The 25,906-nt window shown below is 61.4% G+C and carries 27 protein-coding genes; 14 read left to right on the top strand and 13 right to left on the bottom strand.

The features are described 5' to 3' along the window. The first annotated feature begins 68 nt into the window (after positions 1-68). Both CKW30_RS27295 and CKW30_RS09980 read left to right on the top strand, forming a co-directional pair. Positions 69-206 (top strand): hypothetical protein, encoded by a 138-nt coding sequence (locus tag CKW30_RS27295; protein ID WP_003222780.1) that lies wholly within the window; start codon positions 69-71, stop codon positions 204-206. Positions 207-277: 71 nt separating this feature from the next. Continuing rightward, positions 278-1,243: a leucyl aminopeptidase gene (locus CKW30_RS09980; protein ID WP_095180698.1), complete on the top strand. Its 966-nt coding sequence runs from the start codon at positions 278-280 to the stop codon at positions 1,241-1,243. A 196-nt stretch (positions 1,244-1,439) separates the two neighbouring features. On the opposite strand, the gene rluB is transcribed toward CKW30_RS09980, so the two are convergent. The 6 genes from rluB to CKW30_RS09950 all read right to left on the bottom strand — a co-directional run bounded on the left by rluB (position 1,440) and on the right by CKW30_RS09950 (position 6,443). Next, complete coding sequence (gene rluB / locus CKW30_RS09975) at positions 1,440-2,660, bottom strand: 23S rRNA pseudouridine(2605) synthase RluB (protein WP_041478987.1); 1,221 nt, start codon at positions 2,658-2,660, stop codon at positions 1,440-1,442. 142 nt (positions 2,661-2,802) lie between these two features. Next, the gene (locus CKW30_RS09970) at positions 2,803-2,994 is read right to left on the bottom strand and encodes a DUF1289 domain-containing protein (RefSeq protein WP_016771121.1); all 192 of its coding nucleotides are present in this window, start codon (positions 2,992-2,994) and stop codon (positions 2,803-2,805) included. Between the two features lie 143 nt (positions 2,995-3,137). Beyond that, positions 3,138-4,103 (bottom strand): SMC-Scp complex subunit ScpB, encoded by a 966-nt coding sequence (scpB, locus tag CKW30_RS09965; protein ID WP_095180697.1) that lies wholly within the window; start codon positions 4,101-4,103, stop codon positions 3,138-3,140. Positions 4,104-4,114: 11 nt separating this feature from the next. Further along, complete coding sequence (locus CKW30_RS09960; RefSeq protein ID WP_172828192.1) at positions 4,115-4,813, bottom strand: ScpA family protein; 699 nt, start codon at positions 4,811-4,813, stop codon at positions 4,115-4,117. Between the two features lie 123 nt (positions 4,814-4,936). Further along, positions 4,937-5,566 carry an L-threonylcarbamoyladenylate synthase gene (locus CKW30_RS09955; RefSeq protein ID WP_041478985.1) on the bottom strand — a complete coding sequence of 210 codons (630 nt, stop codon included), beginning with the start codon at positions 5,564-5,566 and terminating at the stop codon, positions 4,937-4,939. Positions 5,567-5,579: 13 nt separating this feature from the next. Further along, the gene (locus CKW30_RS09950; RefSeq protein ID WP_039761090.1) at positions 5,580-6,443 is read right to left on the bottom strand and encodes a PHP domain-containing protein; all 864 of its coding nucleotides are present in this window, start codon (positions 6,441-6,443) and stop codon (positions 5,580-5,582) included. Positions 6,444-6,530: 87 nt separating this feature from the next. Between CKW30_RS09950 and CKW30_RS09945 the strand changes: the two genes are divergently transcribed. The 6 genes from CKW30_RS09945 (at position 6,531) to CKW30_RS09920 (ending at position 10,861) form a co-directional block, all read left to right on the top strand. Continuing rightward, on the top strand, positions 6,531-7,127 hold the full coding sequence (locus CKW30_RS09945) for a septation protein A (protein WP_024012071.1): 597 nt from the start codon (positions 6,531-6,533) through the stop codon (positions 7,125-7,127). A 1-nt stretch (position 7,128) separates the two neighbouring features. Next, positions 7,129-7,428 carry a YciI family protein gene (locus tag CKW30_RS09940; protein ID WP_016771127.1) on the top strand — a complete coding sequence of 100 codons (300 nt, stop codon included), beginning with the start codon at positions 7,129-7,131 and terminating at the stop codon, positions 7,426-7,428. A 108-nt stretch (positions 7,429-7,536) separates the two neighbouring features. Next, positions 7,537-7,947, top strand: a complete 411-nt coding sequence (locus CKW30_RS09935) for a translation initiation factor 2 (protein WP_016771128.1) — start codon at positions 7,537-7,539, stop codon at positions 7,945-7,947. Between the two features lie 7 nt (positions 7,948-7,954). Then, positions 7,955-8,632: a response regulator transcription factor gene (locus tag CKW30_RS09930; protein ID WP_016771129.1), complete on the top strand. Its 678-nt coding sequence runs from the start codon at positions 7,955-7,957 to the stop codon at positions 8,630-8,632. Between the two features lie 259 nt (positions 8,633-8,891). Next, positions 8,892-9,344, top strand: a complete 453-nt coding sequence (locus CKW30_RS09925; protein WP_095180696.1) for a Spy/CpxP family protein refolding chaperone — start codon at positions 8,892-8,894, stop codon at positions 9,342-9,344. Positions 9,345-9,520: 176 nt separating this feature from the next. Beyond that, positions 9,521-10,861 carry a HAMP domain-containing sensor histidine kinase gene (locus CKW30_RS09920; RefSeq protein ID WP_095180695.1) on the top strand — a complete coding sequence of 447 codons (1,341 nt, stop codon included), beginning with the start codon at positions 9,521-9,523 and terminating at the stop codon, positions 10,859-10,861. Between the two features lie 213 nt (positions 10,862-11,074). Here the strand turns inward: CKW30_RS09920 and CKW30_RS09915 are convergent, their stop codons facing one another. Beyond that, positions 11,075-11,641 (bottom strand): nitroreductase family protein, encoded by a 567-nt coding sequence (locus tag CKW30_RS09915; protein WP_095180694.1) that lies wholly within the window; start codon positions 11,639-11,641, stop codon positions 11,075-11,077. A gap of 121 nt (positions 11,642-11,762) precedes the next feature. Here CKW30_RS09915 and CKW30_RS09910 point away from each other — a divergent pair, with 121 nt between their 5' ends. Further along, positions 11,763-13,217, top strand: coding sequence for a TrkH family potassium uptake protein (locus CKW30_RS09910; RefSeq protein ID WP_024012066.1), 1,455 nt, complete (start codon positions 11,763-11,765; stop codon positions 13,215-13,217). On the opposite strand, the gene CKW30_RS09905 is transcribed toward CKW30_RS09910, so the two are convergent. After that, positions 13,174-14,235: an AraC family transcriptional regulator gene (locus CKW30_RS09905; RefSeq protein WP_218192299.1), complete on the bottom strand. Its 1,062-nt coding sequence runs from the start codon at positions 14,233-14,235 to the stop codon at positions 13,174-13,176. The two genes, CKW30_RS09910 and CKW30_RS09905, sit on opposite strands and share 44 nt — an antisense overlap. Positions 14,236-14,400: 165 nt before the next feature. On the opposite strand from CKW30_RS09905, the gene CKW30_RS09900 reads away from it, so the two are divergent. Next, complete coding sequence (locus CKW30_RS09900) at positions 14,401-14,712, top strand: DUF962 domain-containing protein (protein WP_095180692.1); 312 nt, start codon at positions 14,401-14,403, stop codon at positions 14,710-14,712. Positions 14,713-14,726: 14 nt separating this feature from the next. After that, entirely contained in the window at positions 14,727-15,317 is a 591-nt protein-coding gene (locus CKW30_RS09895) for an HD domain-containing protein (protein ID WP_056783723.1), read from the top strand. 110 nt (positions 15,318-15,427) lie between these two features. On the opposite strand, the gene CKW30_RS09890 is transcribed toward CKW30_RS09895, so the two are convergent. Next, the gene (locus CKW30_RS09890; RefSeq protein WP_095180691.1) at positions 15,428-16,243 is read right to left on the bottom strand and encodes a UDP-2,3-diacylglucosamine diphosphatase; all 816 of its coding nucleotides are present in this window, start codon (positions 16,241-16,243) and stop codon (positions 15,428-15,430) included. Positions 16,244-16,378: 135 nt separating this feature from the next. On the opposite strand from CKW30_RS09890, the gene CKW30_RS09885 reads away from it, so the two are divergent. Both CKW30_RS09885 and CKW30_RS09880 read left to right on the top strand, forming a co-directional pair. Next, positions 16,379-17,143, top strand: coding sequence for a helix-turn-helix domain-containing protein (locus tag CKW30_RS09885; protein WP_095180690.1), 765 nt, complete (start codon positions 16,379-16,381; stop codon positions 17,141-17,143). 72 nt (positions 17,144-17,215) lie between these two features. Continuing rightward, complete coding sequence (locus CKW30_RS09880; protein ID WP_095180689.1) at positions 17,216-18,109, top strand: DMT family transporter; 894 nt, start codon at positions 17,216-17,218, stop codon at positions 18,107-18,109. Here the strand turns inward: CKW30_RS09880 and CKW30_RS09875 are convergent. Further along, positions 18,103-18,390: a SelT/SelW/SelH family protein gene (locus tag CKW30_RS09875; protein WP_095180688.1), complete on the bottom strand. Its 288-nt coding sequence runs from the start codon at positions 18,388-18,390 to the stop codon at positions 18,103-18,105. The two genes, CKW30_RS09880 and CKW30_RS09875, sit on opposite strands and share 7 nt — an antisense overlap. Before the next feature lie 71 nt (positions 18,391-18,461). On the opposite strand from CKW30_RS09875, the gene CKW30_RS09870 reads away from it, so the two are divergent. Continuing rightward, the gene (locus tag CKW30_RS09870; RefSeq protein ID WP_095180687.1) at positions 18,462-20,651 is read left to right on the top strand and encodes a patatin-like phospholipase family protein; all 2,190 of its coding nucleotides are present in this window, start codon (positions 18,462-18,464) and stop codon (positions 20,649-20,651) included. Between the two features lie 105 nt (positions 20,652-20,756). Here the strand turns inward: CKW30_RS09870 and CKW30_RS09865 are convergent, their stop codons facing one another. The 3 genes from CKW30_RS09865 to recQ form a co-directional block, all read right to left on the bottom strand. Further along, positions 20,757-22,559, bottom strand: coding sequence for a FimV/HubP family polar landmark protein (locus tag CKW30_RS09865; protein WP_095180868.1), 1,803 nt, complete (start codon positions 22,557-22,559; stop codon positions 20,757-20,759). A 127-nt stretch (positions 22,560-22,686) separates the two neighbouring features. Next, positions 22,687-23,121, bottom strand: coding sequence for a MarR family transcriptional regulator (locus CKW30_RS09860; protein WP_016771142.1), 435 nt, complete (start codon positions 23,119-23,121; stop codon positions 22,687-22,689). 306 nt (positions 23,122-23,427) lie between these two features. Then, entirely contained in the window at positions 23,428-25,557 is a 2,130-nt protein-coding gene (recQ, locus tag CKW30_RS09855) for a DNA helicase RecQ (protein WP_095180686.1), read from the bottom strand. Positions 25,558-25,906: the final 349 nt, after the last annotated feature.

Here is a 25,906-nt window from a genome sequence, read left to right as displayed (position 1 = left end):
TTTTTCACGTCTCACCGGCCACCTCGACCGGTCAGTCATAAACCGTGAAATTCTCTAGGAGATCGACCATGCAAGCACTGGAAAAAGACTTGGATACCGAACTGCAACTGGACGAATGGTTTGAAGCGCCAACCCATGAGGCCGCTGTGGAAATGATGCAAGCCGACGCGGTGGTTCCGTTCGGCACGGCGATGTGGCCTCTGTAAGACATCCCGGGCAGGCACGGTCCGGCCGGTCGTGCCTGCCGCTTCATTCCCCGGTCAGTCAGGGAGGATTCATGGACAAGCCCCGCGCCATCTCGCATTTCCTTTACTACCTCGAACATCACCCTGCCCTCGCCGGCCTCGACTCGGCGAAGGTCATGCTTGGCCACACCGCCGATTACGAAGCCCTGACCGGCGCCATTGCCGAACAGGCCGGCGAGCATCCGCGCTTTCAGTTCAGCGCCCGGCGTCTGGACCTGGAAAGCACCACAGCGCTGTCCGAGGCAATTGCCGACAGCGATCTGTACATTTTCTTCTACGACTCTTCCACCCTGCCCAACCCGCGTCCCGATGGCCCGGAGTTCGTCCGCGCATTGCAAGCGGTCATGGCGGATAACTGGAAGAAGTCGCTGCTGTTCAAGGATTACGGCGACTACTTCTACGACACTTTCAGCATCACCCCGCAGCGCATCGCCGGGCTCAACAGTCACCTGATCCAGCGCATGTCCCAGGCGACCACGCTGAGTTTCAAGGATGACCACGGCTCATGGTTCGAAACGCCGATGAGCAGCATCAAGAAGTGGACCGACATCAACGGCGTCGGCAACTTCGACCTCGCCCCCGGCGAAATCGCCACCCACAGCGAAGCCATCAACGGCCATGTGAAGTTCAAGGGCACCTTCCTCAGCACCATCCCCTTCGCGCGCAAGTACGGCGTGCTGGAATCACCGCTGGAGCTGTGGATCGAGAACTCGACCATCAGCCGCATCGCCACCGACGTGCCGGGGCTGGAACATGATTTCAACAAGTACCTGGATGCCAACCCGTCGAACCGGCGGATTGAGGAGTTGGGGATTGGCACAAACGAAGGCGTGAAGGATCTATATGCGCGCAATGCCGGGTTTGAGGAGCGGCATTGTGGGTTGCATCTTGGATTAGGCGGTGGCGCCAAGGGCAGTCATCACCTGGACCTGATTTTTTCTGGCGGGGTGTTGGCGCTGGATGACAAGCCGGTGTTTGACGGGCGGTTTGTGTTTTAGGCGACTGACGCCTTCGCGAGCAGGCTCGCTCCCACAGGGATTTATGTTCGACGCAACTCCAATGTGGGAGCGAGCCTGCTCGCGAAGAGGCCCAATCAGACGCTACATGAGTTTCGCCAGACGAAAAAAAACGCCAACCCTAAGGTTGGCGTTTTTGCTTCAACTTGCAGCTTGCAGCTAGTAACTCACAGCTGCCTTATTCCGGCTTTTTGCGACCGAAACCCGGGCGCTGACCGGAACCAGCCGGTGCGCCGCGACGCTTGCCCGAGGGCTTGTCGCCGTCGACCAGTTTGATCCCCGGACGCTTCGGCGCCGGTTTGGCCGGGCGCTTGTTGGTGGTGTCGGCTGGACGATCCGCCACTGGCGTACCGCGACCGGCAGGAGCGCCGCGTTCGCCACGCTCAGTACGGCCATTGGCCGGACGCGGTGCGCGCTCGCCATCACGGGCAACCGGCTTGCGACCTGGGCGCTCGCCTTCGATCTGCGGCTCACGGCTCGGGCGCGGCGCGGTCGGTGCGCCAGCGGCCGGACGCAGAGTACGCACGCGCTCGGTCTTGGCCATCGGCCGCGACGATTTGCGCTGCATGCGTTCGAGCTTGTCCTTGCTCTTGGCGTTCAGCTGCGGCATTGCCACCGGCGTCAGGCCGACTTCGGCGCTGAGGACGTCGACTTCGTACTGGCTCATTTCGCGCCAGCGGCCCATCGGCAGGTCGGAGTTGAGGAACACCGGACCGAAACGCACGCGCTTCAGACGGCTGACCACCAGACCCTGCGATTCCCACAGACGACGCACTTCACGGTTGCGCCCTTCCATGACCACGCAGTGGTACCAATGGTTGAAGCCTTCACCGCCCGGCGCCTGTTGAATGTCGGTGAAACGCGCCGGGCCGTCTTCCAGCACCACGCCGGCCTTCAGGCGTTCGATCATCTCGTCGTCGACTTCACCGCGTACACGCACGGCGTACTCGCGGTCCATCTCGTAGGACGGGTGCATCAGACGGTTGGCCAGCTCACCGTCAGTGGTGAACATCAGCAGACCGGTAGTGTTGATGTCGAGACGGCCGATGTTGATCCAGCGGCCTTCTTTCGGACGCGGCAGCTTGTCGAACACGGTCGGACGGCCTTCCGGGTCGTCACGGGTGCAGATTTCGCCGTCGGGCTTGTTGTACATGATCACGCGGCGCACCGACTCGGCGGCCTCTTCGCGTTTGATCACTTTGCCATCGATGGTGATGGCGTCGTGCATGTCGACGCGCAGGCCGAGGGTGGCGTCTTTGCCATTGACCTTGATCCGGCCCTGGCTGATCCAGGATTCCACGTCACGGCGCGAGCCGACGCCGATACGGGCGAGGACTTTCTGCAGCTTTTCGCCTGCTGGGCCGATTTCCTGGTCGTCTTTCTGATTGATGTCACTCATCTGGGCACCTCCCGGTGTGGTCTGTTCAGGCGGCGCCTGAAGTATTGAAAACTGGGTCCAGGCCGAAGGGATCGACGAAGGGTCGCGAATCATACGCGGATGTGCGTCGTCGCGCATCAGAGACTAGCTGATCGATTGCCGGTTATTTCTTTTTCCGCCGACCGGCACCACCGAGTTTGATCAGGCGCAGCGCGGCTTCGGCCAGCACGGTGCGCTTGTCGTCCTTGTCGAGTTTCTTCCAGGCCTTGATCTCGCGCTTGCTGCGACCGCAACCCAGGCAGATGTCGTCGGAGAATTTGCAGAGGCTGATGCAGGGGTCTTTGGTTGAGCTCATCGCAATCTCCAGAACGACATTTCACCCTGTGGGAGCGAGCCTGCTCGCGAAGGCCCGTTGTCATTCAGCATTAATGTATCTGACACACCGCCTTCGCGAGCAGGCTCGCTCCCACAGCGTCTTCACTGGTTTCTCGATAGGCGTCAGTCTTCGAACTCGCGCCGTTCGGCTTCGATCGCCTCGGCCAGTGCGCGGGCTTCGGCTTCTTCTTCGCTGAGTTCCGGTTCAGGCTGTTCGAGGGCGGCAACGGCGGCCAGGAGTTTCTCGCGGGCCTCGGCGACACCCAGGACGTCCTCTTCCGGTTCGGCGTCAGGCGCCGCTTCAAGTTCAACTTCAGCTTCAACAATCGGCTCGATGATCTCAGGCTCGGGCACCGGCGCTTCGCCATCCACCGCATCGCGCAGCAAATCGTCGAAATCGGTTTTGATGCCCTCTTCCATGCTGTCCAGCTCCAGCAGCAGGGAATGGAAACTGGTTTCTTCCTTCTCCTCTTCCGGCTCCGCGCTGGCGTCGGCCAGTTCCTGCAGGCTCTGCGGCACCGGCGCGTCGTCGAAATCGAGCACCGGCTCGGCTTCCATCTCGCGCAGCTCGGCCAGCGGCGGCAGATCTTCAAGGTTTTTCAGGTTGAAGTGATCGAGAAACGCCTTGGTCGTGGCGAACATCGCCGGTTTGCCCGGCACGTCGCGGTAACCGACGACGCGGATCCACTCACGCTCGAGCAAGGTCTTGACGATGTTGCTGTTGACCGCCACGCCACGCACATCTTCGATCTCGCCACGGGTGATCGGCTGGCGATAGGCGATCAGCGCGATGGTCTCCAGCAACGCACGGGAATAGCGCTGCGGGCGTTCTTCCCAGAGACGGCCGACCCACGGTGAAAACTTCTCGCGGATCTGCAAACGATAGCCCGACGAGACTTCCTTTAGTTCAAAGGCGCGACCCTCGCAGGACTTGCCGAGCAGGGTCAGGGCTTTCTTGAAGACCGCCGGCTCGGGCCGCTCGCCTTCTTCAAACAGTTCATACAGGCGCTCAAGGGATTGCGGCTTTCCCGAGGCCAACAGAAAGGCTTCAAGCAGGGACGCCAGCTCGCGGGGTTCAGTCAGGTTCATACAGGGACTCGTTATTCGGCTCGGGCTCGCACGTGGATCGCGGCGAACGGCTCATTCTGCACCAGCTCGACCAAGGATTCCTTGACCAGTTCAAGGATCGCCATGAAGGTCACCACCACACCCAGGCGGCCTTCTTCAGCGGTGAACAGCTCGACAAACGGCACGAAGCCGCCGCCCTTGAGCCGTTCCAGCACATCGCTCATGCGTTCGCGGGTGGACAGCGCTTCACGGCTGACCTGGTGGCTTTCGAACATGTCGCCACGGCGCAGCACTTCGGCCATGCACATCAGAATCTCTTCCAGCGCGACGTCGGGCAACAGCTTGCGCGCCCGTGCTTCCGGGGCGTCGAGCTTGGGCACGATCACATCGCGGCCCACCCGACTCAGCCCATCGATACCTTCGGCAGCAGCCTTGAAGCGCTCGTATTCCTGCAAGCGGCGGATCAGTTCAGCACGCGGGTCGTCTTCTTCATCTTCAACGGTTTCGGCGCGCGGCAGAAGCATGCGCGATTTGATCTCGGCGAGCATCGCCGCCATCACCAGATATTCGGCGGCCAGCTCCAGACGCACCGACTGCATCAACTCGACGTAGCCCATGTACTGACGAGTGATTTCCGCCACCGGGATGTCGAGGATGTTGATGTTCTGTTTGCGGATCAGATACAGCAGCAGGTCGAGCGGGCCTTCGAAGGCTTCAAGGAAGACTTCCAGCGCATCCGGCGGGATGTACAGGTCCAGCGGCATTTCCATGACCGCCTGACCATAGACCATCGCGAACGGCAGTTCCTGCTGGGCGCCGGCCTGGGGATCGACCACGGTTTCCACTGCGGACATTCAGGCCTCGACCATGAACGGCGTCGGATCGCCGCAACCGACGCGGACCACTTCCGGGTCGTCGCCAGTCAGGTCAATCACCGTCGAGGCCTTGATGCCGCCAAAGCCGCCGTCGATGATCAGATCGACCTGGTGCTCGAGCAACTGGCGCATTTCGTAGGGATCGGTAAGTGGGTCTTCATCGCCGGGCATGATCAGCGTCACGCTCATCAGCGGCTCGCCGAGTTCGGCCAGCAGCGCCAGCGCGATCGGATGGCTTGGCACGCGCAGGCCGATGGTGCGTTTTTTCGGATGCAGCAACAGGCGCGGCACTTCGCGGGTGGCGTTGAGAATAAAGGTGTAAGGCCCCGGCAGGTGCGCCTTGAGAATGCGGAAGGTGCCGGTGTCGATCTTGGCGTAATTGCCCAGTTGCGACAGGTCGCTGCAGATCAGCGCGAAGTTGTGCTTTTCATCGAGCTGACGCAGCCGTCGCACACGCTCGATGGCGGTCTTGTCGCCGATCTGGCAACCAATGGCGTAGGACGAGTCCGTGGGATAAATCACCACCCCGCCTTTGCGGATGATCTCGACCGCCTGTTTGATCAGGCGCGCTTGCGGGTTTTCCGGATGTATCTGGAAAAATTGACTCACATTCTCTACCTGTTCAGACGGCGGCAATATCTGTGTCATGTTTGAACCGACACCACAGGGGTGGAAGGTCCTCGGGAACCGGCCGGTACTGGCCGATCTCGGACCAGCCGCCAGGGCCATGGAAGTCACTGCCGGCGCTGACCAGCAGACCGAACTCACGGGCAAGGATCGCCAGGCTGCCCACCTGTTCTGCGGGCTGATGGCCATTGACCACCTCGATAGCATGCCCGCCTGCTTGAATATAGTCGGCAATCAGCTTTCGGCGCTTGCTACGGGTGAAATCGTAGTGCCATGGATGCGCCAGGCTGACCCAGGCACCGGCGGCGCGCAGGGTCCCGACAGTGTCTTCCAGCGTCGGCCAGTGCAGTTTGACGTCGCCGAGTTTGCCGGCGCCGAGCCATTTGCGGAACGCCTCGGCGCGATCCTTTACATAACCTTCACGCACCATCCAGTCGGCGAAATGCGGCCGGGCCGGCGCGTTGCCGCTGTCGCCCAGTTCCTGCTGGATCTGCCGGGCGCCGTCGAGGGCACCGGGCATCCCCTTGAGGGCGAGCTTGCGGCTTATTTCTTCCGACCGCAGCCAGCGGCCATCGTGCAATTTGGCGATCGCTTCGACCAACGGCGCGGCGTTGACGTCGAAACCGTAGCCCAGCACATGAATGGTCGCCCCGCCCCAGGTGCAGGACAATTCGACGCCGTTGACCAGTTGCATGCCCAACTCGGTGGCCGCCGTACGCGCCTCGGCGAGCCCCTCAAGAGTGTCGTGGTCGGTCAACGCCAGGACTCGCACGCCGTTTTCGAACGCTCGCGCAACCAGAACCGCAGGCGCCAGGGCGCCATCGGAGGCCGTGCTGTGGCAGTGCAAATCAACATTCACGGGGAGTTGTAACCTCAAATCAGCTGGCGCTATCGCGCGCCCATATGTTTGTTATTATGCCGCCACATCCAGCTTCTGGCTCTCACTGTGAAACAATTCATCGATTTCATCCCGCTTCTGCTGTTCTTCATCGTTTACAAACTTGATCCACGGGTCGTCGACATTGCCGGCCAGCAAGTGACCGTAGGCGGTATCTACAGCGCCACGGCGATGCTGATCATCAGTTCCCTGGTGGTGTACGGCGCGCTGTTCATCAAGCAGCGCAAGCTGGAAAAGAGCCAGTGGCTGACGCTGATCGCCTGTCTGGTATTCGGCAGCCTGACGCTGGCCTTCCACAGCGAAACCTTCCTGAAATGGAAAGCGCCGGTGGTCAACTGGTTGTTTGCAGCGGCGTTCATCGGTAGCCACTTCATCGGCGATCGCTTGCTGATCAAACGCATCATGGGTCACGCGCTGACCCTGCCGGACCCGGTCTGGACCCGCCTGAACATCGCCTGGATCGCGTTCTTCCTGTTCTGCGGCGCCGCCAACCTGTTCGTCGCTTTCACCTTTCAGAGCATCTGGGTCGACTTCAAGGTGTTCGGCAGCCTGGGCATGACCGTGCTGTTCCTGGTCGCACAGGGCGTTTACCTGTCGCGCCATCTGCATGACACCGATACCACAACGCCAAAAACCGAGGACTGACATGCTCTACGCCATCATTGCCACCGACGTTGCCAACTCGCTGGAAGCCCGCCTGTCCGCGCGCCCGGCGCATCTGGAACGCCTGCAAGCGCTCAAGGGCGAAGGCCGCATCGTGCTGGCCGGCCCGCACCCGGCGGTCGACAGCAATGATCCGGGCGCAGCGGGTTTCACCGGCAGCCTGATCGTCGCCGAGTTCGACTCCCTCAGCGCCGCACAGGCCTGGGCCGATGCCGATCCGTACATCGCCGCTGGCGTTTACGCCAATGTGATCGTCAAGCCGTTCAAGCAAGTCCTGCCTTAAGTCCTTCCACGCGATGAACCTTCTCGGTTCATCGCGCTCTCAATCGCTCATTATTCTCGTTTGCCTGCCGACAACCTGCCCAATATCCATTTGGAAACAGGTGTCGCGATGCGCAAGGGTCCGTTGTGTCTGATGTTGCTCACGTTGTCGATCATGGCCCCCGCCCATGGTGAGGAAACCACCGAAAGCGGCAGCTCCACGCCATTGTCATTGAGCGCCGGCAGCCAGATCACCGAGCTGCAACAGCGGCTCAAGGCCAGTGAGCAGCAGCGCGAAGAACTGAACAAACAACTGCAAAATGCCGACAACACCCGCGAAAGCGCCCAGCTCGCCCGGCTGCGCCAGGAGAACCAGCGTCTGAAGCTGCAACTCAAGGAAGCCCAGGCCAGCCCGCTGCCGCGTTTGCTGACCGATCAACAGCAGTGGTTCGTCACTGGCGCCGGAGTAGCGCTATTGGCGCTGCTCTGCGGTATCTTTGCCAGCGGTGCAAGCCGAAAACGTCGGCAATGGCTAAATTGAGTGAGTCATGAGCGAGCTGTTATTGATTGATGATGACCAGGAGTTGTGCGAACTCCTGAGTAGCTGGTTGAGCCAGGAAGGCTTCCAGGTGCGCGCCTGCCACGACGGCCAGAGCGCCCGCAAGGCGTTGGCCGAAACCGCCCCGGCGGCGGTGGTGCTGGACGTGATGCTGCCCGACGGCAGCGGTCTGGAACTGCTCAAGCAATTGCGCAACGACCACGCCGACCTGCCGGTGCTGATGCTGTCAGCGCGGGGCGAACCGCTGGACCGCATCCTCGGCCTCGAACTGGGCGCCGACGATTATCTGGCCAAACCCTGCGACCCCCGCGAACTGACCGCGCGCCTGCGCGCCGTGTTGCGCCGCAGCCATCCGGCCGCCGTATCGACGCAACTTGAGCTGGGTGATCTGAGTTTCAGCCCGGTGCGCGGCGTAGTCAGCATCGACGAAAAAGAACTGACCCTGACCGTCTCCGAAAGCCGCCTGCTCGAAGCCCTCCTCAAGCAGCCCGGCGAGCCGCTGGACAAACAGGAACTGGCGCAACTGGCCCTCGGCCGCAAGCTGACCCTGTACGACCGCAGCCTCGACATGCACGTCAGCAACCTGCGCAAAAAAATCGGCCCCCACCCCGACGGCCGCCCACGCATCGTCGCGCTGCGTAGCCGTGGTTACTACTACAGTCTGTAAAACCATCTAGTTTCGTGTACGAGCTGCCCAAGGCGGCGATCTTCAGGCTGCAGGACGCAGAGCGTCCTCGGCTGCATTCCCACGCAGAGCATGGGAACGATCAGATCGCAGCCTTCAGCACCTCCTGCACTGGAAATGTGTAAGGCCGAGCGCGAAACGTCTTTACCGAAGCTTTACGCTGCGCTGACCGCCGCTGACCTTGATCTGCGTAATCTGCACTCATCCGGAACGTACCGGGAACGAGACAAGGAGATACACCATGCGCAAGACTCTTATCGCTCTGATGTTCGCTGCCGCTCTGCCAACCGTGGCCATGGCCATGCCGCAGGATGGCGGTCCGCTGGGTGGTCCGCTGGATGGCCCGCGCCACGGCGGTCAGATGCACGGTGGCATGCACGACAAAGGCCCGTACAGCCAGCTCGACCTGACCCGCGAACAGCGCGAGCAGATTCGCAAGATCATGGGCGAGCAGATGCACGAGCGTAAGCAGGTGGTCGACAAGTACCTGGAAAAACTCTCGCCGGCCGACCAGAAAGCCATGAAGGACGAGATCGCGGCCAACCACAAGAAAGCCGAGTCCGATGTCCGCGCACTGCTCAAACCCGAGCAACAGAAGCAGTTCGACGAAATCCAGAAGAAACGCGCCGAACGCCGCGCCGAGTGGGCCGAGTTCAAGGCCTGGAAAGCGCAGCAGGCACAAAAGGCGCAATAATGGCTTGACCCTGGGCCCGACGACTCACATCGTCGGGCCTGTTCCATTCAAATCGAATGTGGGAGCGAGCCTGCTCGCGAAGGCGGTGTATCAGCCAGCAATGGATTGACTGACACTACGCCTTCGCGAGCAGGCTCGCTCCCACATTTGAACGGAGTGATTTTCGAGGAGTTTCTGTGCGTTCACTGTTCTGGCGGATTCTTGCGAGCTTCTGGCTGGCCATCGCTCTGGTAGCCGGGCTGTCGATCCTGCTCGGGCACATGCTCAATCAGGACGCGTGGATTCTCAGCCGCCATCCCGGCCTCAACACGCTGGCAGCAGAATGGACGCAGACTTACGAAGCCCAAGGCGAGGAAGCCGCGCAGGATATCCTCGAACAACGTAAACGCCAGTATCACATCGACGTTCAGGTGCTCAATGAAACCGGCGATCCGGTGGTGCGCGGCACCTTTCCGCGCCGCGCCGCCGCGTTCGAGGCGCGGCAGAACAACGACGATCGCCGTCTGCCGTGGCGCCGCCTGACCGACGAAATCACCAGCGAAAAAACCGGTGAAACCTACCTGTTCATCTACCGCATCCCGCACCCGGAACTCGACGCCTGGCACCGCGAAAGTCTGCTCTGGCCACTGAGTGCGCTGGGTATTGCGCTGGTGGTGCTGACCCTGTTCAGTTTGCTCGTGACTTTCTCCATCACCCGCCCGCTCAGTCGCTTGCGCGGCGCGGTGCATGATCTGGGGCAGACGACTTATCAGCAGAACAGTCTGGCGAAACTGGCCAACCGCCGTGACGAATTCGGCGTGCTGGCCACCGATTTCAACCGCATGGGCGCGCGCCTGCAAAGTCTGATCGGCAGTCAGCGCCAGCTACTGCGCGATGTCTCCCACGAACTGCGCTCACCACTGGCGCGCCTGCGCATTGCGTTGGCTTTGGCCGAGCGTGCCAACCCTGAAGAGCGCGAAAAACTGTGGCCACGCCTGACCCGCGAATGCGATCGGCTGGAGGCGTTGATCAGTGAAATTCTGGTGCTGGCGCGAGTCGATGCCGACAATGCCAGCGCTGAAGAAGTCGACCTGAATGCGTTGCTCGCCACACTGCAAAAGGATGCGCAGTTGGGCTCTCCCGAGCAGACCGTACGCCTGCAAGCTGAGTCACAACTGAATCTCAAAGGCTGGCCGACGATGATCGAGCGCGCCGTGGATAATCTGCTGCGCAACGCCCAGCGCTTCAACCCGAGCGATCAGCCAATCGAATTGCAGGCTGCGCGGCAGGGAGAGCGGATTGTCATCAGCGTGCGCGACCACGGGCCGGGGGTGCAGACCGAACATCTGAGTCAGTTGGGCGAGCCGTTCTACCGGGCGCCGGGGCAGACCGCTGCCGGGCATGGCCTGGGGCTGGCGATCGCCAAACGCGCGGCAGAACGGCATGGCGGCACGCTGACGCTGGCCAATCATCCGCAGGGCGGCTTTGTGGCGAGTCTGGAATTGCCGCTGGTACCGGGAGTCGTGGTCCAGCCCTGAAAAAGCCCCTCACCCCAACCCTCTCCCGGAGGGAGAGGGGGCCGAGCGAGTTGTCTGCCGTTGTGCATCGACCTTATGGATTCGCAGAAACCAGACGTCGGTATCCCGACGCTGGATTCAGCGAAGGACGCTCAGGTCGGTGTAATTCCAAAGCATCCCCCAATCAGTCCCCTCTCCCTCTGGGAGAGGGTTAGGGTGAGGGGCTTTTGATCTTCAGACCTTACCTGGCCAGGCGCTGACGAACTCAGCCAGATCAACCTTCTCCGCCACGCGCGGCTCTTTCTGCGGCGTGCCGAGATAGAGGAACGCGATCACCTCCTCGCCTTCCACCAGCCCCAGGCCTTCGGCCACATGCTTGGAGTACGCCAGATCCCCGGTGCGCCACACCGCGCCAATCCCCTGCGCATACGCCGCGAGCAAAATCCCGTGGGCCGCACAGCCGGCCGTGAGCAGTTGCTCGGCCTTCGGGTATTTCACGTGTTCCTGCAATTTCGCGATCACCACAACCACCAGCGGTGCCCGCAACGGGCCGTTGCGCGCCTTGTCGATCATCGCTTCGGTGACTTCGCCGCCCTGCTGGCGGGCCGCCTCGGCCAGCAACTCGCCCATTTGCTCACGCGCTGCGCCTTCGACGGTCAAAAAACGGTACGGCTGCAAGTGCCCGTGATCCGGGGCACGCAAGGCCGCGCCGAACAGGGCTTCGCGCTGCTCGGCAGTAGGGGCCGGTTCGACCAGGCGGGGAACGGAAACACGGTTGAGCAACGCGTCGAGAGCCTGCATCGGCCACCTCCTTTGAAAAATGTGCAGCTATTCTAGCTGCAACTGCGCAGCGCCTGCCGGTTTACATGCCTTGCCCCGCAGGTAGAATGGCGCCCTTGTTCAATCAGCCCGAGCGGATTTCATGGCGTTGCCGACCTTACGGATCATTGGTTTTATCATCGGCATCTTCCTGATAACCCTGGCTGTGGCCATGGTTGTGCCGATGGCCACGCTGGTGATTTTCGAGCGCACCAGCGATCTGCCGTCGTTCCTCTGGGCGAGCATGATCACCTTTGTCGCCGGCCTCGCTCTGGTGATACCCGGCAGACCGGAACACATTCACCTGCGCCCGCGCGACATGTATCTGCTGACGGTCAGCAGCTGGCTGGTAGTGTGCATTTTCGCCGCGCTGCCGTTTCTGCTGACCCAGCACATCAGCTACACCGACTCGTTCTTCGAAAGCATGTCCGGCATCACCGCCACCGGTTCCACGGTGCTCAACGGCCTGGACAACATGTCACCGGGGATTCTGATGTGGCGGTCGCTGCTGCACTGGATCGGCGGCATCGGCTTTATCGGCATGGCGGTGGCGATTCTGCCGCTGCTGCGCATCGGTGGCATGCGCCTGTTCCAGACCGAATCCTCCGACCGCTCGGAGAAGGTCATGCCGCGTTCGCACATGGTGGCGCGGTTGATTGTGGCGGCCTACGTCGGTATCACCATTCTCGGCAGTCTGGCGTTCTGGTGGGCCGGGATGAGCCCGTTCGATGCGATCAACCACGCGATGTCGGCGATTTCCACCGGTGGTTTCTCGACCTCTGACCAGTCGCTGGCCAAGTGGACGCAACCGGCAGTTCATTGGGTGGCGATTGTCATCATGATCCTCGGCAGCCTACCGTTCACCCTGTACGTGGCGACGCTGCGCGGTAACCGCCGTGCGTTGATCAGGGATCAACAGGTGCAGGGTTTGCTGGCGATGTTGCTGGTGACCTGGCTGGTGCTCGGCACCTGGTATTGGTGGACCACCAAGCTGCATTGGCTGGAAGCGCTGCGGCATGTGGCGCTGAACGTGACCTCGGTAGTCACTACCACCGGCTTCGCCCTCGGTGACTACAGCCTGTGGGGCAACTTCTCGCTGATGCTGTTTTTCTATCTGGGCTTTGTCGGCGGCTGCTCAGGTTCGACGGCGGGCGGGATCAAGATTTTCCGTTTCCAGGTCGCCTACATCCTGCTCAAGGCCAACCTCAATCAGCTCATCCACCCGCGCGCGGTGATCAAACAGAAGTACAACGGTCACCGTCTCGACGAAGAAATTGTCCGTTCGATCCTGACTTTCTCGTTCTTCTTCGCCATCACCATCTGCGTGATCGCGCTGCTGCTGTCGCTGCTCGGAGTCGACTGGATGACCGCACTGACCGGTGCCGCCAGCACCGTGTCCGGCGTCGGCCCGGGTCTGGGCGAAACCATCGGCCCGGCCGGCAACTTCGCGACGTTGCCGGATGCGGCGAAGTGGATTCTGTCGTTCGGCATGCTGCTCGGCCGACTGGAGATCATTACGGTGTTTGTGCTGTGTATTCCGGCGTTCTGGCGTCATTGACTGCGTCCGGCACCTGCGTCAGGCGCAAGCGGTATTCGCCGGGTGTGGTGTCGAACCAGCGGCGAAAAGCGCGGAAGAAGTTGCTCGGGTCGGCAAAGCCCAGCAGGTAGGCGATTTCCAGCAAGGTCATGCTCGGTTGCGCCAGATATTGCTCAGCCAGCTCGCGCCGGGTGTCGTCGAGCAACTGCTGAAAACTGGTGCCCTCCTCCTGCAAGCGCCGCTGCAAAGTGCGCTGCGACAGGTGCAGCGTCTGCGCCACGGTGTCGCGCTTGGGCTCACCTTGAGGCAACAAACGACACAACACTTGGCGTGCCCGGTGCGTCACGCGGCTCTCGGAGAACCGCGCCAGATATTCCCCGGCAAAGCGATCATGCAACAGCGCCATGGCTTCGTTGGCGGTCGGCAGCGGCGCCTCCATATCGGCCCGTTCGAAAATCAACGCGTCGTACGGCGCGTTGAACACCAGCGGTGCGTGAAAGGCTTCTTTATAAGGTTGCAGATTTGTCGGCTGATCGCCCTGAATCAACACTTTGACCGGGTGCAGCGGGCGCCCGGTCAGCCAGCCGCACAGCGCCAGTGCACAGGCGAGTGACGCTTCGGCGCTCTGCCGGGTCGGCGGCAGATGATCGCCGTGCACGGTGAGAATCAGCGCGTAACCTTCGTCGAGCAGGCGAAAGCTCAGATCAGCGCTTTCGGCAATGATGCGTTGATAGCGCACCAGACGCTGGAAGCCTTCAGCCAGGGTATTGCTCGACATCAGCGCATAGCCGGCGACATGAAACGAGGCCGGGCGCACCACTTTGCCCATGTTCAGGCCGATCGCCGGGTTGCCGGACACCTCGACCGCGCGCTGCCAGAGCCGGGTCATGGAGTCTTGCGGGAAGCGTGCATCCGGATCTTCAAGGGCGCTGAAATCCAGCCCCAGTTGCCTGAACAGAACCCGGCAATCCAGGCCGTCCATCTCCAGTGCTTTGACAATCCCCATCGCCCAGCTTGCAGAAGTCGTTCGTTCGCTCATGGTTGTTATTCTTTTACATGACGGGCTGCAGATAACCGCCCTATTTGCGAAGGATACTAAAGTGGCGCCGATTGTCACTCGCCCACGCCAATGATCACTCTAGACTCAAATAAGCTGCCCGACGCACAACTTGTTGCCAGAACAATCACCACAGAGAGCGCGGTCGTGGAAAACATCAAGCAGTTCAACAGCTTCGCCGAGTTCTATCCGTATTACCTCGCCGAACACAGCAACAGCACCTGCCGTCGTCTGCATTTCATCGGCACTTCTCTGGTCATCTTCATTCTCGCCCTGAGCATCGCCAAAGGCGCCTGGCTGCTGTTGCTCGCGCTACCTCTGGCCGGTTACAGCTTTGCCTGGATCGGCCATTTCTTTTTCGAGAAAAACCGCCCGGCGACGTTTCAGTATCCGCTGTACAGCCTGCTCGGCGATTTCGTCATGTACCGCGACATGATTCTCGGTCGCGTGGCGTTCTGAATGAGGGTCTGCCAATGAATGCCCATGCTCGCTTCACCCATATGAAGGACGGCACCGAGGAAGACTGGGCGATTATCGCCGCCGATTTCAGTGCCTATGCCAGACAGCTGCCATCGCGGATCCTCGCGCATTTGAAGCTGCTTGAAGGCGACTTCGGTGGTTTCCCGGTGGATCGCCTGACCCACTCGTTGCAAACCGCGACCCGCGCGTTTCGCGACGGGCGTGACGAGGAATACGTGGTCTGCGCGCTGTTGCACGACATCGGCGACACCCTCGGTTCCTACAACCATCCGGACATCGCCGCAGCGATTCTCAAGCCGTTCGTGAGTGCGGAAAATCTGTGGATGGTGGAGAAGCACGGCATCTTTCAGGGCTATTACTTCTTTCATCACCTGGGCATGGATCGGCATTTGCGCGAGCAATTCAAGGACCATCCGCAGTTCCACGCCACTGCCGAGTTCTGTGCCAAATACGATGCGGCGGCGTTTGATCCGGCGTATGACACGCTGCCGCTGAGCTTCTTCGAGCCAATGATGGAGCGGCTGTTTGCGCAGCCGAAGAACTCGATCTACAAAGCCGCGATGCAAGAACACAGCCCGGCCTGAGAACACATGTGGGAGCGAGCCTGCTCGCGAAAGCGCTGTATCAGGCACATAAGCTTTGTCTGACACTACGCCTTCGCGAGCAGGCTCGCTCCCACAGGGTGATCTTTCGCTCAGGCGAGCTCGGCAACTTTGGCAGCTTTCAATTGCGCCTCCCGCGCCTGGGCATCCGCCAGCCGATACAACTCGATCGTGCCGTCCCAATGCTCGATCAACGCGGTGCACGATTCGACCCAGTCGCCACAATTGAGGTAGTCCACCTCCCCCACCTTACGAATCTCGGCATGGTGTATATGCCCGCAAACCACGCCATGCAGTTCGCGCTTCACGCACTCGTGGGCGATGGCTTCTTCAAAGTCGCTGATGAAACTGACGGCGGTCTTGACCTTGTGTTTCAGGTACGCCGACAGCGACCAGTAACCGTAGCCATAGCGGGCGCGCCAGTGATTGAGCCAGCGGTTGAGGGTCAGGGTGAATTCGTAGGCGGAGTCGCCGAGAAACGCCAGCCAGCGGTGATAGCGGGTGATCACGTCGAACTGATCGCCGTGAATCACCAGCAAATGCCGGCCATCCGCGGTAACGTGCACCGCCTCGTCGACCAACTGGATATTGCCCAGAATCAGCTTCGAATAGCGCCGCAGGAATTCGTCATGGTTGCCGGTGACGTAGATCACCTCGGTGCCGCGCTTGCTCATGGTCAGCAATCGGCGGATGACGTTGGTGTGCGCTTGCGGCCAGTACATGCCGCTGCGCAGTTTCCAGCCGTCGATGATGTCACCGACCAGATAGACCTTGTCGGCGTGGTAGCCCTTGAGAAATTGCGACAAGTGCTCGGCCTGGCAATCCCGGGTGCCCAGGTGCACATCGGAGATCCACAGGGTTCGCACCCGTTGTTTGCGACTGGGTCTGGCGAGCTCGGCGCTGGTCATGGGCAACCCTCTGCGATGTTTTCGCCAGCTTGCGCGCGCCGGGTTAATCGACCGTGACAAGCGTGAGTCAGTCGTGTGACAACGCATCCGGCGTACGGCGGTGTAGACTGAGGGCCACTTCGGAGACAACCTGCCATGCGACCGATCCTCACCTTGCGTCAGTACACCCACGACTTGATTGTGCACAGCCACGAGCACCCGCAGTTGGTGTTCGGGCTGTCCGGTGCGCTGGATTTCGAGGTCGAGGGCTGTGGCAGCCAAGTGCGTCAGCAGAGTGTCGTGGTGGTTCCGTCCGGCGCTCATCATGCCTGCGACAGTCCCCAAGGCAGCAGCTGCCTGGTGCTCGACATCCCTGAAGGGCAATGGGTGCAGGATTCGCTGGGCGCGCATGCCGAGGCCAGTCGCCGCTTGCTCGATCATCCGGGGCGGCTGTCGCTGGACTCGGGGCAGAGCCAATTGGTCAGCTGGCTGGCGAACAGTCCGGTCAGCGATCCGTTGATCGCGCAGCAAGGCGCGGTGTTGCTGTTGGCCAGTCTCAATCACGCGCAACCTGCCGAACTCCGCGCGCGTCGCTTGCCCTACGCCGCGCTGGATGCGCACATCGAGCAATACGCCGCCTATCCGCTGCAAGTGGCCGACCTGGCGCGCGTGGCCGGGTTGTCCAGCGCGCGCCTGCACGCTCGGTTCATGGCCGAATGCGGACAGACGCCGATGGATTACATCCGCAGTCGACGCCTGCATCTCGCGGTGCAACTGCTGCGCGACACTGCATTGCCGATTGGTGAAGTAGCCAGTCGCGTCGGTTACAGCTCGCAAAGTGCGTTCTCGGCCGCAGTCCTACGTGAGTTCGGCTCGTCGCCCGGACATCTCCGGCGCGATTCCTACGACAAAAGACGATAGCCTGCCGACAGACTTGCAGGCCGAGACGCGGTTCAATGGCCCCATGAAGTTGAACCTGAAAAAAGGAATGCAATGACTCCGCGTACCGCCCTCGGCGCTCTGCATATCGGCGCTTTGATGTTTGGCCTGACCGGTGTGTTCGGCAAACTCGCTGCCGCATCCCCTGCTGTGATCGTATTTGGACGTGCAGCTTTCGCCGTGCTCGCCCTGGCATTTTTTGCCCGTTTCGCCAGCCAGCATGGTTGGCAGAAACTTCAGGCCGTGGACTGGCGGCGCCTCGCCCTCAGCGGCGTGTTGCTGGCCGGGCACTGGGTGAGTTTCTTCATATCCGTGAAGATCGCCGGGGTGGCCATCGCCACGTTGGGCTTTGCCAGTTTCCCGGCGTTCACGGTGATTCTCGAAGGACTGATCTTCCGCGAACGTATTCGTGCCAATGAAATCGTCCTGGTGGTATTGGTCAGCATCGGTCTGGTGCTGGTGACGCCCGCATTTGATCTGGGCAGCGGCGCCACCGTCGGCTTGCTTTGGGCAGTGTTGTCCGGCCTGCTGTTTTCCCTGCTGTCGCTGACCAACCGCGCCAGTTCCGGGCGCATCCCGGCGGTGCAGGCAGCGTTGTGCCAGAACGTCGTCGTGGCGTTGTGTCTGTTGCCGGTCGCGGCGCCGCAGTTGAGTCAGGTCCGAGCGCTGGACTGGTTGTGGATCGCCCTGCTCGGAGTGTTCTGCACGGGCGTGGCGCACAGCCTGTTCGTCGCCAGTCTGGCGGTGATCAAGGCACGCACGGCGGCAGTGGTGTTCGCCATGGAGCCGGTCTACGGCATCACCCTCGCCTGGCTGCTGTTCAGTGAAACCCCGACCCTGCGGATGCTCATCGGTGGCGCGTTGATCATCGTCGCGATTGTGGTGTCGGCGCGGATGTCAGGCGGCAGCGACAAGACAACCGTCGCCGCCGAGGCCGCCTCTCACTGAGTGCGGTCGTTGTGGCCGAGGTCGCGGTCAGGATCGATCTGATCGCGCACTCGCTGCTTCAATACCTTGGCCTCAGGGAAACCACCGTCGGTCTTGCGCTCCCAGATCTGCACACCCGCACAAGTGATATGAAACACCCCACCGGTGCCCGGCACCAACGACACTTTGCCCAAGTCGTCAGCGAAGGTGCTGAGCAGTTCCTGAGCCAGCCACGCCGCGCGCAGCAGCCACTGGCATTGAGTGCAATAAGTGATGACAACTTCGGCTTTGGCGATGGTCATGATCGCTGAAACTCCTGAGACAGAGGGCGCCGCTATAATAGCCGGCTTTACCGCTTGCCCCGAGACTCACAATGCGCCGTTTGCTGTTCTGCCTGCTGCTTGGTTTCCTTCCCCTGCTGGTTCACGCCAGTGAAGCGCCACGACCGAAAGTCGGCCTGGTGCTGTCCGGCGGCGCTGCGCGCGGGCTGGCGCACATCGGCGTGCTCAAGGCGCTGGAAGAACAAGGCATCAGGATCGACGCGATTGCTGGCACCAGCATGGGCGCGGTAGTCGGCGGCCTGTACGCCTCGGGCTATAAGATCGACGAGCTGGAAAAACTCGCCCTGAGCATCGACTGGCAAGCGGCGCTGTCCGACGCGCCGCCGCGTGAGGACGTGCCATTTCGACGCAAGCAGGACGACCGCGATTTTCTGGTGAAGCAGAAACTCAGCTTCCGCGACGACGGCAGTCTCGGCCTGCCATTGGGGGTAATTCAGGGCCAGAACCTCGCACTGTTGCTGGAAAGCCTGTTGGCGCACACCAGCGACACCCGCGACTTCGACAAACTGCCGATCCCGTTTCGGGCCGTGACCACCGACATCGCCAATGGCGAAAAAGTGGTGTTTCGCAAAGGCCACCTGCCGCAAGTGATCCGCGCGAGCATGTCGATCCCGGCGGTGTTCGCCCCGGTCGAGCTCGATGGGCGCCTGCTGGTGGACGGTGGCATGACCGACAACATCCCGCTGGATGTTGCGCGGGAAATGGGCGTCGACATCGCCATCGTCGTCGACATCGGCACGCCGCTGCGCAATCGCAAGCAACTGACCACGGTGGTCGATGTGCTCAATCAGTCGATCACTCTGATGACCCGGCGCAATTCCGAGGAACAACTGGCGACTCTGCATGCCAATGACGTGTTGATCCAGCCTGCGCTGGCCGCGTTCGGCGTGACCGATTTCGGCAAGGCTCAGGAGATGATCGATGCTGGTTACCGCGCCACGCGGATTCTCGATGCGCGGCTGGCGCAGCTGAAGCCGACTCAAACCCAGGACGCGGAACTGAACGCCGCCCGTCAGCCTGGGCAACGCACGCCGATCATTACCGGGATCCGCGTCGAAAATGACTCGAAGGTCGACGATGACGTGATTCGCTATTACATCCGCCAACCGATCGGCGCGCCGCTGGACCTGGGCCGCCTGCATTCGGACATGGGCACGCTGTACGGCCTCGATTACTTCGATCAAGTGCGCTATCGCGTGGTGCACAAAGGCCAGGATCACACCTTGGTCATCAGTGCCAGCGGCAAGCGCAGCGGCACCGATTACTTGCGGGTCGGCCTCAATCTGTCGGACGACATGCGCGGCGACAGTGCTTTCAACCTTGGTGCCAGTTATCGCGTCAACGGCATCAACCGCCTCGGTGCGGAATGGCTGACCCGCGCGCAGATCGGCGACAAGCAGGAGCTGTACAGCGAGTTCTATCAGCCGCTGGACGTCGGCTCGCGTTACTTCGTCGCGCCCTACGGGTCGTTCGAGGCGCAGAACGTTGACTCGGTGCTGGATAACGATCCGATCGCGCAGTATCGGGTCGAGCGTTACGGCTTCGGCCTCAACCTCGGCCGGCAGATCGGCAACAACGGTGAAGTGCGACTCGGCGTCGGCCAGGCCTGGGGCAAGGCTGACGTACGCATCGGCGATCAGGATCTGCCGAGCGAGAGTTTCACCGAAGGCTTCTATACCGTGAAGTATTCCTACGACTCGCTGGACAACGTCTACTTTCCGCACGAGGGCAAGGACGTCAGCCTGACGTTTGCCCAGTTCGAACCGGGCCTGGGTTCAGACAATCGCTATCGCCAGTGGGAATTGAATTTCGACAAGGCCATGAGCCACGGGCCGGATACGCTGATACTCGGCGGGCGCTACGGCCGGACGCTGGACGATGCCAATGTGGTGACATCGAGCTTCCTGCTCGGCGGCGCGCGGCAGTTGTCAGGATTCCGTGAGGATGCGCTGTCCGGGCAGAATGTCAGCCTGATGCGCGCCGTGTACTACCGCCGCCTGACGCCGCGCTCGTATCTGCCGCTGGACTTCCCGCTGTACGCCGGCGCCTCGCTGGAGCGCGGTCGGGCGTGGAACAATGACAATGAGTTCGACAGCGGCTACATCAACGCCGCGAGTGTGTTTATCGGCTTCGACACGCCGCTGGGGCCGTTGAACTTCACGTATGGGTTGAATGATGCGGATGAGCAGGCGGTTTACCTGAATCTGGGGCAGACGTTCTGACGCCTTCGCGAGCAGGCTCGCTCCCACAATGGAATGCGCTCTATCCTGTGGGAGCGAGCCTGCTCGCGAAGGCGGTCTCGGGTGAACCCAAAAATCCGTTGGCGCTCAGCGAATCCCCGCCAACAACGTCCTTGCCGTCTGCTTCAACGGCTCATCCCCTTCCCTGAGCAATTCATTGAGCAGCGCGATCGCGCTGTCGATGTCGCCATCGTCGATGCAGGTTTGTGCCTGTTCGAGCTTGCCGGCGGACTCGATGTCGGTGGACTCGGGTGGTTGCAGATCCAAAGGTTCCAGCACCAGCGACGGCTCGGGATCGCCGAACTCATTGAGAAAGTCATCGTCGAGCGGCTGGGCGTCGGGTTCGGGTATCCATTCAAGTTCGGCTTCTTCAGCAGATGCAGCCTGTGGCAGGTCAAAATCGACAGGCAGCACTGACAAGCTAGTGCCCAGCTCTGGATCATCGATTGGCGGTGCGGCGGAATCGGTGCGGCTGTCGTTCAGATCCCAATTTGAATCCATCGACAGCTCGCCCAGATTCAATTCGAAATCATCCTCGAGAGCGCCGGGCGACGATGCAAGCGGCGCAGCTGCGGTCGCTGCCGTGGCCGCGGGCAGCTCAGGCGCGATTGGCGTTGCTGCAAATGCCGCCGGTGCGGCGCCTGCCAGTTTGGGATGGCGAGCGCGGGTTTCAATCAGTTCGCGCTCATCGACGCCAAGCGCACGCAGGCGGTTTTCCTGCTGTTCGTAAGCGGCGCTGTCACCCTGGCGCCCAAGAACCTCCAGCAACTGCAAACCGAGATCGGTGCGTTCAGGCTCCTTGTGCAAGGCATCGCGCAGCAGCCCGGCGGCTTCGCTGAGCCGGCCGTAGGCCAGATAGATGCCCACAGCCTCCAGCACGTCGCCGGCACCGGGTTCGTCGCGATGATCGGCGGCCGCGTGCGCACCGACAGATTGTTGAAGTTCAGGCTCATCAACGTTGTCTTCGGCGCTCACAGGCAATAGCGGCATCGGCGTGCCATCTGCGGTCGAACCTTGCTGACGGCGACGTATGAGCAACGCAGCCAGCACGCCCAGCAGCAATAGAAGTCCGCCGAGCAGCGGCCAGTTCACGCCATCGTCTGCCGCCTCGACCGGGGCTGAAACAGCGGCCGGAACCGGAGCGACCACGGGCGGTGGCGGTGCTTTCTGCACTTCGGCCAAGCGGGTTTGCAAATCTTCAATCTGCTTCTTGCCGTCGGCTATTTGCACTTGCTGCTCTTGCAGCCTGAGGTTCTGTTCGTCGAGGGTCTTTTGCAGTTGCTGGGTGAGCAGCACGCTGGCGGCCAGTTGCTCGGCCTGCGCATCATTGGCAGGCGGCGCCGGCGTTGGCGGCACAGGCGTCGCAGGGCGTTTGCCTTGGGCAGCCTGGGGCGGTGCGGTAACCGGTTCGACGGTTGGAAACTCAGAAGATTGCGGGCGCGGATCCGGCTCGTCAGTAGTGGGCACGATGCCCGGCGAACCCGGCGGGTCGATCAGCACCGTGTACTCGCGCAGCAGACGGCCGTTGGGTTGATCCAGCTGCACGAGAAAATTCAGGAAAGGTTCGTTGACCGGTTTACCCGAGGTCACCCGGATCATCTGGCGGCTGCCGCGCAGGATCGGAGTGAACTTGAGGTCATTGAGAAAGAACACCCGCTCGACGCCCGCCCGGCCGAACTCATCCGCCGAAGCCAGGCTGGCCGAGAGATCGTTTTGCGTCAACGTGCCGACATCGACCAGCGCGATGTCGGCCTTGAACGGCTGATTGAGGGCTGAGTGAACAGTGATTTCGCCCAACCCCAACGCCATCGACCAGGTCGAATAGCTGAAAACGCCAGCGAGCAGCAGCCATTTGGCGCCCCCGCGCAGCACGTGCCGACTTGCGAGCATGAGCATCCCTTAAATAAGCAAAACCGGTTTCTATGCGTTCGCACATCCGGTACGAACACGATATTGCCCAGTAGTTCTTATAGTCCGCTCAGCGCGATCTCTCAAAAAATCGCTGCAGGGATGTGCCTCAAGATTTTTCCAGGTTGGCCAGGATGTGACCGTGTACGCGCATGCACACCTTCAAATCCGCCTCATCGACGCCCTCGAACAATTCGTGGCGCAGTTGCGTGGCAATGGTTTCGATTTGTTCGATCAAGGGCAAGGCAGGTGCGCAGAGCACGATTTTTTTCGCCCGGCGGTCTTCCATCACGGACTGGCGTTGCACCAGTCCCTGGTTCTCCAGACTATCGAGCAAGCGCGCCAGGGTCGGGCCTTCGACGCCGACACTCTGCGCCAGTTCGCGTTGGGTCGGCGCCTCTTCGAAACGCGCCAGATGCAGCAGCACCAGCCAGCGCGCCTGCGACAGGCCCAGCCCGGCGAGGCGACGATCCAGTTCGGCACGCCAGCCACGGGACATCTGGGCCAGTTGCATACCAAAGCGATGTTGATCGGTTAACGGCATAAAACACTCACGGTTAGACTGAAAATACGGAAAATCTAATTATTAGTCAGCTAAGCATGGGAGGCAGTTATAGGCAAGAGTGGCTCTGTACTGAATCGTTACAACTGCGCGAAGATCAAAAGCCCCTCACCCTAGCCCTCTCCCAGAGGGAGAGGCAACTGAGCGGGGGATGCTTTGAAAATTCGCCGACCCGACAGCGCTCGCTGAATCCATAATCGACTCGGTTTGCAGGTCGAGTCTGCCGCCAGACACCGCGGTCGGCTCCCTCTCCCTGTGGGAGAGGGCTGGGGTTAGGGAACGGCAAGATTACATCTCGAATTCAGACTGCAACGCCGCCCGCACACAATAAAGCACGCCTTCAGGAACACGTCCGGCGAACAACTCGGCGACTTCGGCGACGGACGGCAACTCGCCCTCGCCATCGAGAAACGCGTCCTGCACTTCGCCCATCAATTCCTCAGGCAAATCCAGCGCCTGCTCCAGCGACAACTGCTGCTTGCCGATGGCTTCGGCGAGCATGGCGTAGACGTTCTTCTCCGAGCACTGCAACTGCCCGGCGATCTGCAGCGGGGTCATGCCGGCGCGGGCCAGGGTGATCAGCTCGTGACGGACATCGGCGACCACCTTCGGCGCCTCCGCCCCGCCGCCGAGCACTTCGAGGAAGGCTTCGCCATAGCGCTCCAGCTTGCGTGCGCCGACGCCGCTGACCCGGGCCATTTCCGCCAGAGACGTCGGCTGGCTGCGGAGCATTTCCAACAACGTCGAGTCGGGGAAGATGACGTAGGGCGGCACGCCGTGTTCTTCGGCCAATTTGCGCCGCAGTGCGCGCAAGGCTTCCCACTGTTCGCGTTCCTCGCCGCGCACCAACTGGCTGGCCTGGCTCTTGCTGCCCGTTTTCGCGGTGACTTGCGGTTTCAGGTCGCGGCGCAGTTCCAGCTTCACTTCGCCTTTGAGCAGCGGCCGGCAACTGTCATTAAGACGCAGACCGCCATAACCCTCGTGATCGACATCGGCCAACCCACGCGCCACCAACTGGCGGAACAGCGAGCGCCACTCGCTCTCGCTTAATGCCTTGCCAACACCGAATACCGACAAATGCTGATGGCCGAAGCTGCGCACCTTTTCGTTGTCCTTGCCCAGCAACACGTCGACCAGATGACCGACGCCATAGCGCTGGCCGGTGCGGAAAATCGCCGACAAGGCCTGACGAGCAGGTTCGGTGGCGTCCCAGGTCTGCACGCCGTCGACACAGTTGTCGCAGTGCCCGCACGGCTCAGGCATGTCTTCATCGAAATAGGCCAGCAACGCCTGCCGGCGGCAGCGGGTTTCTTCGCACAGCGAGAGCATCGCGTCGAGCTTGTGCTGCTCCAGACGCTTGTGCCGCTCGTCGCCTTCGGAGTTCTGCAGCATCTGCTTGAGCATCACCACGTCTTGCAGACCGTAGGCCATCCACGCATCCGCCGGCAGCCCGTCACGGCCGCCGCGCCCGGTTTCCTGGTAATACGCCTCGAGAGATTTCGGCAGATCGAGGTGCGCGACAAAGCGTACGTTGGGCTTGTCGATGCCCATGCCGAACGCCACGGTGGCGACCATGATCAGGCCTTCCTCGTTGAGGAAGCGCTTCTGGTGATAGGCGCGCAGATCGTTGGGCAGACCGGCGTGATACGGCAGCGCCGGGAAGCCCTGCTCGCTGAGGAACGCCGCAACTTCTTCGACCTTCTTGCGCGACAGGCAGTAAACGATGCCGGCATCGCTGCGCCGCTCGGCGAGGAACGCCAGCAACTGTTTGCGCGGCTGCTCCTTGGGCACGATGCGATAGAAGATGTTCGGGCGGTCGAAACTCGACAGAAAGCGCTCGGCGTTCTGCAGGTGCAGGCGATCGACAATTTCTTCGCGGGTGCGCTTGTCGGCGGTCGCGGTGAGGGCAATGCGCGGAACGTTGGGGAACAGCTCGGCCAATTGACCCAGTTGCAGGTATTCGCGACGGAAATCGTGGCCCCATTGCGATACGCAATGCGCTTCGTCGATGGCGAACAGGGCGATTTCCAGGCTTTGCAGGAACGCCAGCATGCGTGGCTGCACCAGACGCTCGGGCGCGAGATAGAGCATTTTCACTTCGCCGCGCTTGATCCGCAGGGCGAGATCACGCTGCTGCTCGGCACTCAGCGTGGAGTTCAGCGCAGCGGCGGCGACGCCCAGTTCTTCAAGGGTGGCGACCTGATCGTCCATCAGCGCGATCAACGGCGAAACGACCACCGCCAGGCCCTCGCGCAACAGTGCCGGCACCTGGAAGCACAACGACTTGCCGCCACCGGTAGGCATCAGCACCAGCGCATCACCGCCGCTGGCCACGCGCTCAATGATCGCACCCTGACGGCCACGGAAACTGTCGTAGCCGAAGATGTCCTTGAGGACGCGTTGAGCCTGTTCGAGCATAAAAACTCCAAAAATCTACCGATACATCCCTGCTCAGGCTGGTTCAGAGCAGCCTCGGCTGCTTAAACAAAACGTAAGAACACATTGCATGACCAGCGCAGCGCCGGCAGGGATCGCAAAACGCGGCAGTATACCCGAGGCCTTCGCCGCACAGGGTGCCGCTGAGAAGACACCGCCCGACCGACACACAAAAAGCCCTTGTGGGAGCGAGCCTGTTCGCGAAAGCAATCGGTCAGTCAATGCAACAGTGCCTGACATGCCGCCTTCGCGAGCAGGCTCGCTCCCACATGGCTTTGTATACCGTCCGGCATTTACGGCAAATCTGCCAAGCGGCTGGCTAGAGCGCGCA

This window comes from Pseudomonas sp. Irchel 3F6, assembly GCF_900187595.1.
In the GTDB taxonomy this organism is placed as follows: Bacteria; Pseudomonadota; Gammaproteobacteria; order Pseudomonadales; family Pseudomonadaceae; genus Aquipseudomonas; species Aquipseudomonas siliginis.
Note: the sequence above shows the minus strand (reverse complement) of the source record. Positions and strands in the feature narration are given on the sequence as shown.